Origin of the sequence: Nodosilinea sp. LEGE 07298, assembly GCF_015207265.1 — a bacterium.
In the GTDB taxonomy this organism is placed as follows: domain Bacteria; phylum Cyanobacteriota; class Cyanobacteriia; order Phormidesmidales; family Phormidesmidaceae; genus Nodosilinea.
In genome coordinates this window covers 1-12628 of sequence record NZ_JADEXE010000201.1, presented here as the reverse complement: position 1 = coordinate 12628, position 12628 = coordinate 1, and the positions used below count along the sequence as shown (strand labels likewise).

At 56.2% G+C, this 12628-nt stretch carries 17 protein-coding genes; 7 read left to right on the top strand and 10 right to left on the bottom strand.

Going from position 1 to position 12628, the window contains the following annotated elements; genetic code table 11:
* The 4 genes from IQ273_RS22700 to IQ273_RS22685 form a co-directional block, all read right to left on the bottom strand.
* The coding region (locus IQ273_RS22700) for a substrate-binding domain-containing protein (RefSeq protein WP_228053633.1) at nt 1-1334 on the bottom strand (1334 nt) is incomplete at its 3' end.
* A gap of 40 nt (nt 1335-1374) precedes the next feature.
* Complete coding sequence (locus tag IQ273_RS22695) at nt 1375-2022, bottom strand: hypothetical protein (protein ID WP_194025436.1); 648 nt, start codon at nt 2020-2022, stop codon at nt 1375-1377.
* A gap of 56 nt (nt 2023-2078) precedes the next feature.
* A complete protein-coding gene (locus IQ273_RS22690) occupies nt 2079-2693 on the bottom strand; it encodes a hypothetical protein (protein WP_194025435.1) in 615 nt (204 codons plus the stop codon).
* Nucleotides 2694-2870: 177 nt separating this feature from the next.
* The gene (locus IQ273_RS22685) at nt 2871-4082 is read right to left on the bottom strand and encodes a M20 family metallopeptidase (protein WP_194025434.1); all 1212 of its coding nucleotides are present in this window, start codon (nt 4080-4082) and stop codon (nt 2871-2873) included.
* Between the two features lie 174 nt (nt 4083-4256).
* On the opposite strand from IQ273_RS22685, the gene IQ273_RS22680 reads away from it, so the two are divergent.
* From IQ273_RS22680 to IQ273_RS22665, 4 genes are all read left to right on the top strand, one after another.
* Nucleotides 4257-4643 (top strand): DUF433 domain-containing protein, encoded by a 387-nt coding sequence (locus IQ273_RS22680; protein WP_228053631.1) that lies wholly within the window; start codon nt 4257-4259, stop codon nt 4641-4643.
* A gap of 81 nt (nt 4644-4724) precedes the next feature.
* Nucleotides 4725-4997, top strand: coding sequence for a hypothetical protein (locus IQ273_RS22675; RefSeq protein ID WP_194025433.1), 273 nt, complete (start codon nt 4725-4727; stop codon nt 4995-4997).
* Nucleotides 4998-5017: 20 nt separating this feature from the next.
* Entirely contained in the window at nt 5018-5221 is a 204-nt protein-coding gene (locus IQ273_RS22670) for a hypothetical protein (RefSeq protein WP_228053629.1), read from the top strand.
* Nucleotides 5222-5395: 174 nt separating this feature from the next.
* Nucleotides 5396-6178, top strand: coding sequence for a hypothetical protein (locus IQ273_RS22665; protein WP_194025432.1), 783 nt, complete (start codon nt 5396-5398; stop codon nt 6176-6178).
* Nucleotides 6179-6498: 320 nt separating this feature from the next.
* Here the strand turns inward: IQ273_RS22665 and IQ273_RS22660 are convergent, their stop codons facing one another.
* The 3 genes from IQ273_RS22660 to IQ273_RS22655 are packed head-to-tail and all read right to left on the bottom strand — an operon-like array spanning nt 6499 to nt 7203.
* Nucleotides 6499-6753 (bottom strand): hypothetical protein, encoded by a 255-nt coding sequence (locus IQ273_RS22660; protein WP_194025431.1) that lies wholly within the window; start codon nt 6751-6753, stop codon nt 6499-6501.
* Between the two features lie 3 nt (nt 6754-6756).
* Entirely contained in the window at nt 6757-6942 is a 186-nt protein-coding gene (locus tag IQ273_RS35950; protein ID WP_278000581.1) for a hypothetical protein, read from the bottom strand.
* 21 nt (nt 6943-6963) lie between these two features.
* Entirely contained in the window at nt 6964-7203 is a 240-nt protein-coding gene (locus tag IQ273_RS22655) for a helix-turn-helix transcriptional regulator (RefSeq protein WP_194025430.1), read from the bottom strand.
* A gap of 163 nt (nt 7204-7366) precedes the next feature.
* On the opposite strand from IQ273_RS22655, the gene IQ273_RS22650 reads away from it, so the two are divergent.
* Nucleotides 7367-7570: a hypothetical protein gene (locus IQ273_RS22650; RefSeq protein WP_194025429.1), complete on the top strand. Its 204-nt coding sequence runs from the start codon at nt 7367-7369 to the stop codon at nt 7568-7570.
* 27 nt (nt 7571-7597) lie between these two features.
* Here the strand turns inward: IQ273_RS22650 and IQ273_RS22645 are convergent, their stop codons facing one another.
* Both IQ273_RS22645 and IQ273_RS22640 read right to left on the bottom strand, forming a co-directional pair.
* The gene (locus IQ273_RS22645) at nt 7598-8869 is read right to left on the bottom strand and encodes a cysteine desulfurase-like protein (protein WP_228053627.1); all 1272 of its coding nucleotides are present in this window, start codon (nt 8867-8869) and stop codon (nt 7598-7600) included.
* A gap of 99 nt (nt 8870-8968) precedes the next feature.
* Complete coding sequence (locus tag IQ273_RS22640) at nt 8969-10060, bottom strand: ABC transporter substrate-binding protein (protein WP_228053625.1); 1092 nt, start codon at nt 10058-10060, stop codon at nt 8969-8971.
* 271 nt (nt 10061-10331) lie between these two features.
* Here IQ273_RS22640 and IQ273_RS22635 point away from each other — a divergent pair, with 271 nt between their 5' ends.
* On the top strand, nt 10332-11099 hold the full coding sequence (locus IQ273_RS22635; RefSeq protein ID WP_194025428.1) for an ABC transporter permease: 768 nt from the start codon (nt 10332-10334) through the stop codon (nt 11097-11099).
* Here IQ273_RS22635 and IQ273_RS22630 read toward each other — a convergent pair.
* Nucleotides 11096-11914, bottom strand: a complete 819-nt coding sequence (locus IQ273_RS22630; RefSeq protein WP_194025427.1) for an ABC transporter ATP-binding protein — start codon at nt 11912-11914, stop codon at nt 11096-11098. The two genes, IQ273_RS22635 and IQ273_RS22630, sit on opposite strands and share 4 nt — an antisense overlap.
* A 148-nt stretch (nt 11915-12062) precedes the next feature.
* Here IQ273_RS22630 and IQ273_RS22625 point away from each other — a divergent pair, with 148 nt between their 5' ends.
* A complete protein-coding gene (locus tag IQ273_RS22625; RefSeq protein WP_194025426.1) occupies nt 12063-12623 on the top strand; it encodes a metal-binding protein in 561 nt (186 codons plus the stop codon).
* Nucleotides 12624-12628: the final 5 nt, after the last annotated feature.

The following is a 12628-nucleotide window of genomic DNA, read 5'->3' as shown; positions in this document are numbered from 1 at the left end:
GACAGGACATAGTTGCCGGAGTTGATTTGTCCGGCGGCCACCTGTAGGCCCTCTTTCAGCGCTTGCAGACGCTCTCCTTCCATCGAACCGCTGGTATCGATTACCAGGGCCATATAGACGGTGCGGCCACCGTCTTTGCGCAGCTTCCAGTTTGACTGGGCGGCCAGCAGGGTTTCCCCACTGGGAAAAGGAGGGGCTTGATTAGATGTCAGGTAGTCGGTTTCGACAAAGCCCTGCTGCTGGGCGATCGCCTGCATTTCGGTCGATTGGGCAAAGGTGGCAAAGCTCTGCAAGGCCTGCTGCTGCTGAGCGGTATTCCAGCTAAAGCCGACCAGGGGGTTGTTGTGGGGCACGCCAAAGGGTACAAACTCGGTGTCGCTAAAGCCGGGCACCTCCCGCAGGGCCAGGTAGTTTTGGTACTCCAGGGGAAAGGCCTGTAGGTTGCTCTGGTCGCGCAGAAAGAGCTCTTGCAAGTCGAGGGTAGTGGGCGTTGTAATCAGCACCTGCTGCTGAAACTGGTCGAACACGGAGTTGACCTGGGGGGTTTGCAGCTCGGCCACGGTAAGCTGGCCACCGTTCTGCTGGTGCCCCGCCGCTCGCCAGTACAGCGTGTAGAGCAAATTGAGCGCCGTAGAGCTGCTGTAGGGGTTGGGGTAGGCCACGGTGACCTGGCCTGAGGCGATCGCATTCAGCAGCCGGTCAAAGCTAACGGTACCATTCTCGGCCAGACTGTCGTAGACAGCCTTGGGCAGCACCCACCCGGCGGTATTGGGCACCAGGCGATCGGCGACGGGCACCGTCGGCACGCCCTGGCTTTGCACCATCGCCACCCACAGATCGTTGGAGGGGCTATAGCCAGCGGGCTGCACAGCCCCTGCCCCCAGCAGTCGCGCAGCGGTGCCCGAGGCCACCTGGCGCACCCCTACCTGAATCACTTCGCCCGAGGGCAAGGTCTCCTGGCGCTGGTTAAAGGCCTCGGCGACTTCTACTAGCCAGCGCTCGTTTTGGCGATCGACGTTGGCCTTCTCAGAGGAACTGTAGATTTCGATATAGGCCGTATTGCTGCCGCCGGGCTGGGCGGCATAGAGTGGAAACGTATTGACATCGGGCAGCGGATCTTCAATTCGATCGGTGGTGTAGCGGCTGGCCACCTCATCGGCCACCAAATCTTCTCCCACACTAATGTTGGGCAACACCGACTGCTCTAAAGCCTGCCGAGCCCCTTCTACAGAATCGACCCCGGAAACGCCCCCGGTAAGCTGGCTTGGGGTGCAGTTCCACAGCAGCACGGCGCAGAGACCGATCAGAAAGGAGAGGATAGGAAGGCGGCGCATGGTGGGAGGTGAATAATAGAGAGTAGGTGAAGGGTGGGGGTTAGGGGGAGTCTTGGTTGTTTTGGAGGATGGTTTTGTTGGCGTCGACAAGGGTTTGCAGGCGCTGGGGCAAGGTGTCGTCGGTAGAAGTTTCTAGGCTAGAAAGGGCGGTTTGATCTTGCAGCTGTTGTAGCTGAGAGTGGGTGGCGGCCAGGCGATCGCAGCTGGCGTCTAACCGCTGCTGGGCCATTTGCTGGTAAGCAGGGGTTTCGATCTGGTCGAGCACGGCGAGGCCATCGGCCACCTGACCGGAGAGGTCGAGCACGGTGTGCATGGCTTCGAGCAGTTCGATCTGAAGCAGCGGGTCGCGATCGAAGATTCGGGCCGCAAACTGCTGCGATTCGGTGGCCCAAGCCTGCACCTGACGCCAGGTTTTTTGCGATTTAGGCGGCACCCGCTGCCCCAGGGTACCCAGCCGGGCGGCAAAGGTTTGGGCATTGAGCAGATCGCTGCCGCTAGTCTCAGACGCTGTGGAGCGAAAGCCTGCGGCCCAGCTGCTCACCATCGCTGCGGCTACCCCAGACCCCGCCAAAATCGCCAGGGGTTTTGGCCCAGCTAGCACCATAAATAAGGCATAGCCTAAGGCTGTACCCCCCAGCAGCAGATAGGTCTGGGGCTGATTCCAAAAGACTGACCGGCGCATGCCCATAGCTTAGTCGTGGTTCCTCTATCGCTCGCTAGTGTCTTTGTGCTCGCTACCGCAGCCTACGGCACAGTTAAGGTGCTGCCCAATGCGTTGATGGCGTCGGAAACCTGGGCTTCGCCTGCGCTAGTGGCCGCCACCATCAGCAAAAACACCTGAGCGTCGCGCTGGCGGGCAAAGATTTTGCCGGTGATTGGCTGAGGCGGTGCTGCCCCCTGGCTCAGCCGTCCGGCCCAGTTGATGCGGACACCGCCACCCGCAATGGGTTGCACATCGCCCGCCACAAAGCCTTCCCCATTGCCAAAGGTGGTCTCGGCTGCCGCTACCATCGCCGCCTCAGGCGAACTGGCTGCCAGCAGAGGCGCAACCGCTACGGTGTAGGCCAGGCTGCCGTCAGCCGCCTGAAATAGGGGATTACCCCCCACAGAATTAACGCTATAGCCCTCTAAAATGCCGATTTGAAACCGCTCCTGGGGGTCTTCAAAGCTGCCGCTTACCATCGGTAGGGCGGGGGCTAGGGCCGGTGGGGGCGCATTGCCCTGGGCCTGGGCCAGCGGTGAAACAGTCCCTCCACTGAGGCCCAAGTCCCAATGGATGCCCTGGGTCAGCAGGATGCTCGCCAGTAATGCGATCGCCCCCACCATTAGCAGCCTAAATCGCCGTATTACCTGTCCCATCGTGGCATCCTCTCTACCTAACCGCCAAGCATAGCAACTCTGCTGACAGCGCACCCGATCGCTCAAAGAAGTTAACCTTGAGTGATCTAACCGGTCCCTTCGACCCCGCTCCCTTCGACTCCGCTCAGGGACCGGGTTCGCTTCTTTCGATTGCGCTCAGGGAATGGGGGCATCGACTTAGACGCTAAAATACGCTTCCACACAGCGCACAAACATTTCTACCCCCAGTCCCAGGGCCGTTTCGTCGAAATCAAAGCGGGGGTGGTGGTGGGGGTAGGCTAGGGACTTGTCGGCATTGGCCGAGCCTAAGAAGAAGTAGCAACCCGGCACCGCCTGCAAGAAGAACGCCATGTCTTCGCCGCCCATGGTGTGGCAGTCGGGCACTACCCCGGCGGGGGTTTCGACTACGGCCAGAGCGACCGATCGCACCAGATCGGCCATGCCCGCATCGTTGATAACGGGGGGGTATAGCGCCCGGTAGTCGAAGCTGTAGCTGGCCCCGTGGGCTTGGCAAATGCCCGCGATGATCTGCTCCATGCGGGGGGCAAAGTAGTCGGCGTAGGCGGGGTCAAAGTAGCGCACGGTGCCGCCAAAGGTGGCGGTGTCGGCAATCACGTTTTGGGCCTTACCCGCGTGAAACTGGCCTACGGTAACCACCGCTGACTTGGTCGGGTCAATGTTGCGGGCCACAATGGTTTGCAGCGCGTTGACAATTTGCGCCCCGACCACAATCGAGTCAACCGTCTGGTGCGGCAGCGCCCCGTGGCCTCCCTTGCCCTGCACCGTACAGGTAAAAAATTCTGAGGCCGCCATCAAAGCGCCGGTACGTACGCCAACGGTGCCCAGGGGCAGGTTGTTCCACAGGTGCAGTCCAATCATGGCCTCCACATCAGGGTTCTTCAGCACCCCAGCCTCGATCATGGGTTTAGCCCCGCCCGGCCCCTCTTCGGCGGGCTGAAAGACCACTTTGACGGTGCCCGCAAAGTCGCGGTGGGTGGCCAGGTAGTAGGCGGTGCCCAGGGCGATCGCCACGTGACCGTCGTGGCCGCAGGCGTGCATTACCCCGTTGTGCTGCGAGCAGTAGGATACGGCGTTTTCTTCTTGAATCGGTAGGGCATCCATATCGGCGCGAATGCCCAGCACCGGGCCAGGACGCGTCCCTTCAATCACCGCTGCTACGCCGGTTTGAGCAATGTTGCGCTGGTGCTCAATGCCCCACTCGGTGAGGCGATCGCAGATAAAGTCGGCGGTCAGCCATTCTTTAAACCCCAGCTCTGGCTTTTGGTGCAGACCGCGTCGCCAGGTCACCAGCTGGTCTTGCAGCGCTTGAATGGCTGGACGAATGCGATCGCGGTTGACGGGCAGCGGCGGAGCGGTGGTGGCAAACATGGCGCAGTGACTGGAGAAATGGGGATTAGCAGACCTCTCAATTGGGGAAGAGGTGTCTCTATCAGCATAAACCAGTTGCCCTTGCCCCCTTGGGGCAACTAGCTACAGACAAGACCTGGCCCAGCATTTGCAGTTTAATTAAGAGTAGACAATCAGTAGATATTGCTCAGGTTTATGACGCTCCAGGAACTACAAGATCAGGCTCTGCAACTCTCTGTTGAGGCCCGCTGGCAACTCGTGAATACGGTTTTAGCCTCGCTACAAAAAGAGACCCACTGCGCCCTGATGGAACCCGACCCCGCCTTTCCAGACATTGCCTTTCGCTCAGATGCCGAAAATAGCTGGGTACCTGTGGTGCACGGCACCAGTATTCATGTGCGAACCGTGGTGATAGCGGCCACCGAGTGGGAGTGGTCAGCAGCGCAGATTGCCGAAGAGTACGGCCTTTCTGAAGCCCAGGTGGAAGCGGCACTGGTGTTCTATAAAGCCCACGGCGATGAGGTGGCGGTGGCTATGTCTGAGCCAGCACCAGAGGCTGCGATCGAATCAACCAGGGTATAGAAGCACTCTACCTCTCTCTACAGACAACCTAAAATCAGAGAAGCGTTAGACTGTCAATAACGCAGTTACAAAAGTTAACAGATGCTTCCCGATTTGATTGGCGCAACCCGAGACTACTGGCGCAAGCTGGATGCCGTCGAAGCCGCCTACCACCGCAATGAGTTGACCGCTAAAGAAGTGGACGCCGAAGTTAAGGCGCTGATGGTTGAGCTGGGCCAAACCCGGCGACAGCTGTTGAGGGATAGTTGGGCGATCGCGCAAACCTTTGTCAACCAGCAGGGTGAGGCACTGGCTGGGGTAGCTGCTCTGGGCGTACTGGCCTATGTGTGGCTAGTGGCCAACGGGCAGGCTTAGGCATTCCAGAATGCTGAATTGTGGATTACCAGGGGCTACGCGGCACCCGCTACATCGGTCGCCCCAAGCAGCCCACAATTTCGGTCTATAAGCTGGTTGAGGGTGAGTACCAGGTGAGCTTGTCTAGGTCAGGGGAAGCGGTTAAATCTGCACTTTTTCCAAAACTGGTGCTTAAGGCTGAGGCTGTTTTCTCAACTGGGCAGCCAAGGTATTTGCGATCGTAGATATAAGCAATTTTGTATTGATATAGGATATTTAGTTTACTTAAGGAGATTTTGAGATAGCTGGCAAGAAGATAATTGCATAGAATATTAGTCCAAATTTGGCATTGCTCCTATAATGGCTTTGATTAAACGTTTCTCGTTCGGGCGCAAGGCACCTATTGGAAAGTCAGGATAGTGAAAGAGATAGCATTCAAAGTTGCAGAACGATTTTCTCTTGCCCTTGTCTCTTGCTTAGCGTTAATTACTCTCTCCTTGATCTCAAGTGAATCTTTGACTGCTCAAGAAAATGCTGAAGAGAATTTCCTCAATGCACAAGTTGAGCAAATGAGACACTATGAAAACAAATTGATTCAGATTACGACTGGGAGCATTGGACTTGCCTTTACAGCAGTCTTTGTAATTGTGACGTTTAATTATTTGTCACTCAGAAACGAGAGGGAATCACTGAGGCATGAGCTTAAAACGGAAATTGATGCTCTAAAAAAAGAACTGGAAAATAGTCAAGCTAACGCAGAAAAGAGAATCCTGGACGACGCAAAAGCTAAAGCAAAAGAAGAAGCAGTTCTAGCATCAAGCCGCAGCCTTAATAGCATTGAGAATAAAATTACCGACTCGATGCGGCTTCATTATGACTTCATTGAATTTAAATTAAAGTTTCTCGAAGAGAAAGAATCCAGTCAATCCTGGTCTCTTGATCATGAGAAATTTCGTGTCATCATGGAAAAGATTGCTCTTTTATGCCCGAATGGAAATCTTAAGAAAGGGATTTATGGATCATGGGGTGAAGGCTTTTTGGCAGACTCCTTAGAAAAAATCGAAGTAATCTTAAGTTCTGAAGAAAACAATGAGGCAATTAGCTTGGAAGATAAGATGTTGCTGCTCCAAAAAATGAGCGACATGCCCAGCCAGTTTGCTCCCCTTCGAAAACGAATTGAATCAATTGTCACCAAAATTTAATCTTCATTGCCTACATCTTTTTCCTGTTAATCTATCATAAGACATGCCACCAAGAAAACAGTCCTAATTGATTAAATTGCTAATTCAATAGGTTTGTGTTTTCGCCAAGCTTTTGATGCAAATCTAATAATAAATTCAAACTAAATTAATCTTAAGATACGTCCACGACTAAAATTTCATTGCCTTTCCAAAGCAGACAGCTTATCTGTATCGCAACACACTGTCTAACATTGTATCTTTTTTGACTCACGACTTTTGGTGCATTGTTCGCAAATGCATCTTTCTCGCTAGGCTGTGTTTGTGATTCAAGCATTTATTTCTCATTCTTCACCATCCGATAACTGTTCTAACTCACTTGCCAAAGAATCTTGAAAATCTTCGCTGCAATGGCTACTTAGATGAATAGCTGACGAAATGAGTTCAGCTAAGATATCAGCTTTTTGGTTATCTTGCAGACCGGGCAATTGAAGCTGATGGATAAGTTCCAATACTCGGCCACATTCATCCCCTAATTCTCGAATCAGGACTTTGAGTGTTTTATCTTGGATTGCTAAGGTGCGTGTTCCTAGCTGCATATTTCACCTGCCTAACCGCTTAGTGGCTTGCTGAATTCCCTTCTCGAAAGCTGCTATTTCTACTTCCCAGTGGTGTATAAGACCTAAATCTGGCAAGCCTTTTTGGCGCTCAATTCTAATCTTCTCTAAGTGCTCTTCAATGCGTCTTTGCAAACTTCTAATCGTTTTTCTGTGATTCTTTTTTCCCATAATCTTATAGACGCATCTTAATCATAGTGATTTCTGTGGAGTGTCACCTAGATATAAACGAACAAATTCATTAGCGGCGTCTGGGCTGAGCTGTCTTAGGGCTTCCTTAATTTCAAAAATCACGTCACCGGCTGGGTCGCGGAGTTCTTTTACCCAGCGGTTCACGTTGGCGCGATCTGTGCCCATCGTCACCGCCAGCTTGTTTTGGCTAATGCCGTAAGTCTCCAAAACTTGCCGTAGTGCGCTGCCTGCCCTTCCCATGCCCAAATTTTGGCAGAGGGGGCTAGGCTCGTCTATGTTGCCAAAGTGTCAGCGTTCGCCTATGCTGCCAATATGTCAACATTATTCTGCTATGCCACAAGCTAACCGTTCACTCACCAACGCAACTTCCCATCTCCGCCACTCCGCCTTTCTTGCTGCTGCTATGCCACAATCCACTGATTCACCTGTTGAAAGTCGTGAGCCTGTGCAACTGATGGTGATCGGCAGCGCTCAGGGGATTGAGACCATCGTGCAAACGCTTCATCTGCGGGGCTTTGCCCACGTCGGCGAGTGGAGCATTGCCATGCCCCATAGCTCTGGCAGGCTCATGCGAGTGCTCACTCGGTGGGTGCAGCAGGAACGCTAAAGCTGCCAATTTCAGTGGCTATGGCCACTACAGCACCCCTTCTAGCTGCTCGATCAGGCGATCGCATTCCTCCAGCGTGTTGTAGTGCACCATGCTGACCCGCACCACGCCCTGATTGGGCAGCAGTCCCAAATCTTCGATTAGCCGCAGCGCATAGAAGTGCCCGTAGCGAATACCAATATTGTGGGCATCTAGGTGAGGCGGAATTTGGTCGCTGCTCAACCCTTCCACCACAAACGAAAGGGTGGAAACTCGCTGAGTTGGGTCAGCCGTATCTCGACCAATGATCTTCACGTTGGGCCGACTGTGCAAAAACGACAGCAGCCGCTGATTTAGTTCCCCTTCGTGCGCTTGAATTAGGTCAAAAGCTTGGTCAAACGGGTCGGCGTCAGCGGACGTTTCATGGTGTTTTGCCAGCGCCTCAAAATATTCAGATATGGCGGTGAGGCTGTAGCTCAGCTCGTAGCTGCTGCCACCGGGCTGAAACTTGTAGGGAATGGCCGTATCGTCGATAAAGTAGTGGTTGTAGCCCGGCAGAGCCAGCAGCAGCTCTTTTTTGCCGTAGAGCAGCGCCTGGTGAGGGCCGTACACCTTGTACAGGCTAAAGGTGTAAAAATCGACATCCAGCGCCTGCACATCCACGCGGCGGTGGGGGGCAAAGGCGACCCCATCGACGCACAGTAGCGCTTCGTGGGCGTGGACCAGATCGGCGATCGCCCGCACCGGATTAATGCTGCCCAACACATTCGACACATGGGTTACCGCCACCAGCCGGGTACTTGGCATCAGCAGCGCCTCCAGATCGGCCAACTCTAGCTCAAAGGTGGCCGGGTTCACCCGCCAGGTTTTGATCACAATGCCGTCGCGCTCTAGCTCCGTCCAGGGGCTAATGTTCGCTTCGTGGTCGGCATTGGTGACGATAATTTCATCTCCCGGCTGTAGCGTGGGCCGAAAGCACTGGGCTAGCATCCGCAGCAGGGCCGAGGTACTGGGGCCGAGGATGACTTCTGCTGGGTCAGCCGCGTTGATGAACGTGGCCATCGCCTTGGCCCCTGCCGCCACTCGCTCTGTGGCCAGCTGCGAAACCGCGTAGGAGGCCCCTAGCTGCACATTCGACTCGTAAAGGAACTCGGTAATGCGATCGACGACGGGCTTGAGAATCTGCGAACCGCCCGCATTGTCAAAGAAGACCCAGTCGCCCGCTAGCGATGGAAAGTGCTGACGCACAAAATCGAGCTGCAACGGAGTGGACTGGGTCAACATAAGGGGTTCGCCGTTAGAAGAAGGGGGCTTTGCCATAGGGGCCGGTTCCAGACTCAGCAGAGCCAACCTGATCGGATGGGCCGCCTTCAACGTTATAGCGTTCTGGCAGCTGAAAGCGTTCTTTGACGGAACGGTTTACAGCATGCGCTCCTCCTGAGGGGGCAGGGCGCTGCTGTCAAACACATCTTCTACGCTGGGGGTATTGGCCAGGCCAAACCCTTCTACCACCTGGTCAATGGTGGCGCTCAGGCGATCGGGGTCGACCCCGCCCAGGCCCATGGTTTCGACCTCTGGGCTGGTGTAGAGACGATCCATGGCGATCGCCATCCGCTCCGACTCAATGGCCACATCAAACAGTTCGTCATCGGCCACTTCCGTGACCACGGCCAGGGCGGCTTCGGGGTCGGCCAGCGCTTCTTTAAGTCCTTGCAGGTAGGCGGCCACAAAGCCCTGCACCACCTCAGGGTTTTCCGCTAAAAAGTCCTTACGCACAATCAGGGCGTTGCCGTACAGATCGAGGCCGTGGTCGTTGTAGTAGAACACGTTGAGATCTTCGGGGGGCAGGCCTAGTTTTTGGTGCAGTACCGGCAGGCAAGAGATCGAAAAGCAGGAAATACCATCGGCATTCCCCTGGGCCAGCAGGCTTTCGCGCAGCTGGGGTTCTACGTTGGTCCACTCTACGCTGTCGGCTGTGGCCCCCACTTCCTGGGCCAGCACCGGCCACAGGCGGCGAGGGCCATCGCCAGCGGGGGCGGCCAGGTTGGCCCCCTCCAGCTTGGCGGGGCTATCGATGCCCGACTCGGCCTTGGTTACGATCGCAAAGGGCGATCGGTTAAATTTAATCGCCACCGCCACCAGCTGGCTGTCGGGGTTCTGCTCGTTGAACTCGATCATCGAGTAGAGGTCGCCTTCGCCAATGTCGTACTGCCCGGCGGCAATTTTAGTAATTGAATCGGCAGAGCCAAAGCCCCGCTCGTAAGTAACATCTAGCCCTTCTTCGGCAAAGTAGCCCTTCTCCAGGGCGATCGCCAAGGGAGCATCCACCGCCTGAAACAGCCAGGAGAGAGTAAATTTGACCGGGGTCAGTTCGGCGGCATCGGGGGCGGCGGCGGTTTCTTCGGCGGCGGGAGACTCGGTGGTGGACACCTCGGTAGCCCCACCACAGGCAACCAGACCTAGCGTAGCGGCCAGCAGCAAAGAACCGGCGATGGAACGAATCGGCATCATAATTCGGAACACTCCGTGACCAATTTAACCAAATCTAAATCGTGTTCTACATATAGTGGCTGTACCCCGACAAGATGGTAGTCTGCAATACCTGTCGGCCTAAACTTCTGGCCGCAGGGGCAATCTAGCCCCTTCACCAGCAGCGCAACCCCAGCCCTAAGGCCTGAAACCCGAGACCCGAGCCCATACACCCTTCCCCGTCGCTGCCCTCTCACCGCATTTAAATTGCATTGGTTAAGCGCATCCCCGTTCCCCTATCCCTGCAAGACCCTTGGACAAATTTCTTAAAACCAAACTGGCGGCTTACCTGTTGCCCACGGTGGCCCTGGTGCTGTTGCTGATCATCTGGGAAGCGACAGCGCGGGTGTTCCAGGTGCCCACGTTTCTGCTGCCCGCCCCTAGCGACATCTGGCTAGCGGCCCAGAGCTACGGCAGCACCGTTTGGAGGAATGGACTGCACACCCTCAACACAACCCTGATTGGCTTCTTTCTGGGCCTGGGCCTGGGGGTGTTTCTGGGCTTTTTGATTGGCTATTCGCGGCTGGCCTACGTGGTCTTGTACCCGCTGCTGGTGGGGTTCAACACCATTCCCAAGGTGGCCCTGGTGCCGCTGCTGGCGATCTGGTTTGGCATTGGGGCCATCCCCGCCGTGATTACCGCCTTTACCCTGGCCTTTTTCCCAATCGTGGTGAATGTGGCGGCGGGGCTGGCCACGGTGGAGCCAGAAATGCAGGATGTGCTGCGATCGCTAGGGGCCTCCCCCTGGGAAGTGTTTCAAAAGGTGGGCTTTCCCCACTCGCTGCCCTACCTGTTTGCCTCGCTCAAGGTGGCTATTTCTCAAGCCTTTATCGGCTCGGTCATCTCCGAAACCGTGGCCTCCAATCGCGGCATTGGCTACGTGATTGTTACCGCCAGCTCCAGCTTTAACGTGCCGCTGGCGTTTTTAGCAATCCTGACCCTGGCGGCCATGGGCATCTTGCTCTACGGCTGTTTCGCCCTGATCGAGCAGCGCACCATTCACTGGGCTCGCCAGCCCTAGCTCCGCTGAATGTGGTGGCGCAGCTCGGTGTACATGTGGTGAAACGTGTCGGTAAAGCACATGTCTAGGGTGCGGGGCCGGGGCAAGTTGACCGTAAGCTCGTAGACGATGGTGCTGGGGCGGGGGCCAAGCACATAGATGGTGTCCGATAAAAACAGGGCCTCGCGCAAATCGTGAGTGACTAGCAGGGCGGTGCAGCCCGTCTGCTGCCAGAGGTTTTGGGTCAGGCTCCACATTTCTTCGCGGGTGAAGGCGTCGAGGGCGGCAAAGGGTTCGTCGAGCAGCAAAATTTCGGGCTGGTGAATCAGGGCTCGACACAGGGAGGCCCGCTGGCGCATGCCGCCCGAGAGCTGCCAGGGGTAATGGTTTTGAAAGTTATTCAGCCCCACCGTGGTCAGCAGATCCTCGGCCATTGCAGCATACTTGGCCCGGTTTTGGCGGAAGCGGCGCTTGTGGGGCTGCACCACTTCCAGCGGCAGCAGCACGTTGTTGAGGGTGTTGCGCCAGGGCAGCAGCACCGGGTTTTGAAACGCGATGCCGATATTTTTGAGCGGCCCGGTAATCGGCTGCCCGTGGAAATACACCGCGCCTTCCTCCGTCGGGTTGAGCCCCGACACCATGCGCAGCAGGGTGGTTTTACCGCAGCCGCTCGGCCCTACCAGCGATACAAACTCCCCCTGGGCGACCCGAAACGAGATGCGATCGATCACCGTCAGCGGTGCGCCTTTGCCGGTATAGGTAAGGCGAATATCTCGAAAGTCTAGGGCTGGTGCGCCCTGGGCAGTAGCGGAGGCGATCGCGTGGGTCTCGACCATGGCAGCACAGGCTGAATACACTTCCCTAGACGCTAATGGTCTGCGGCAGCCCTTGGTGTAACCGTAGACACATTTGCCCATTTATTCATCCTAAGGCTCCAAAATGTTCCCCTTGCCAGGGAGGGCAAAATTCTGGTACACCTGTGCCATGTCTTCAGGCCGCACCCACGATCGCATTACTCTCTGGGCCTTACCGCTGGTGGTCTTGGTCGCCCTGCGCATTACCCTCAGTGGCTGGCTCACAGCGGTGGTTTGCCTGGGGTTTATGCTGGGCGGCTGGGTGCTCGGCCCCGACCTCGACATTCACTCGGTACAGTACAAGCGCTGGGGCTGGCTGCGGTGGATTTGGCTGCCCTACCGGGGCAAAATTCGCCACCGATCGCGCTGGTCCCACGGGCCGATTATTGGCACCATGGTGCGAATCTTGTACCTATCGCTGTGGCTGGCGCTGGGTGGCATCATTATTGTCGATTGGCTCAATAGAGCCCAGCGCACTGCCCTGAGCTGGGGCGATCTGGCCGATGGGCTAGGCTGGGTGCTGGTGACCTACTGGCCCTGGTGGTTAGCCTTAGTCATTGGACTAGAATTGGGTGCCCTCAGCCACTACACCGCCGATTGGCTGTCGTCAGCGGCCAAGCGCAAGCGCGGCAAAGCGCAACGTAAGCCTAAGCTAAAGCGGCGATCGGTCCGGTCGGGGAGGCGGAGGTAGATGGG

Coding starts and splice junctions, on each gene's coding strand:
- IQ273_RS35950 (WP_278000581.1), bottom strand. CDS start 6,942: ATGGGAAAAAAGAATCACAGAAAAACGATTAGAAGTTTGCAAAGACGC.
- IQ273_RS22625 (WP_194025426.1), top strand. CDS start 12,063: ATGTCTTCAGGCCGCACCCACGATCGCATTACTCTCTGGGCCTTACCG.
- IQ273_RS22630 (WP_194025427.1), bottom strand. CDS start 11,914: ATGGTCGAGACCCACGCGATCGCCTCCGCTACTGCCCAGGGCGCACCA.
- IQ273_RS22660 (WP_194025431.1), bottom strand. CDS start 6,753: ATGCAGCTAGGAACACGCACCTTAGCAATCCAAGATAAAACACTCAAA.
- IQ273_RS22680 (WP_228053631.1), top strand. CDS start 4,257: ATGACGCTCCAGGAACTACAAGATCAGGCTCTGCAACTCTCTGTTGAG.
- IQ273_RS22695 (WP_194025436.1), bottom strand. CDS start 2,022: ATGGGCATGCGCCGGTCAGTCTTTTGGAATCAGCCCCAGACCTATCTG.
- IQ273_RS22650 (WP_194025429.1), top strand. CDS start 7,367: ATGCCACAATCCACTGATTCACCTGTTGAAAGTCGTGAGCCTGTGCAA.
- IQ273_RS22675 (WP_194025433.1), top strand. CDS start 4,725: ATGCTTCCCGATTTGATTGGCGCAACCCGAGACTACTGGCGCAAGCTG.
- IQ273_RS22645 (WP_228053627.1), bottom strand. CDS start 8,869: ATGGCAAAGCCCCCTTCTTCTAACGGCGAACCCCTTATGTTGACCCAG.
- IQ273_RS22690 (WP_194025435.1), bottom strand. CDS start 2,693: ATGGGACAGGTAATACGGCGATTTAGGCTGCTAATGGTGGGGGCGATC.
- IQ273_RS22685 (WP_194025434.1), bottom strand. CDS start 4,082: ATGTTTGCCACCACCGCTCCGCCGCTGCCCGTCAACCGCGATCGCATT.
- IQ273_RS22655 (WP_194025430.1), bottom strand. CDS start 7,203: ATGGGAAGGGCAGGCAGCGCACTACGGCAAGTTTTGGAGACTTACGGC.
- IQ273_RS22640 (WP_228053625.1), bottom strand. CDS start 10,060: ATGATGCCGATTCGTTCCATCGCCGGTTCTTTGCTGCTGGCCGCTACG.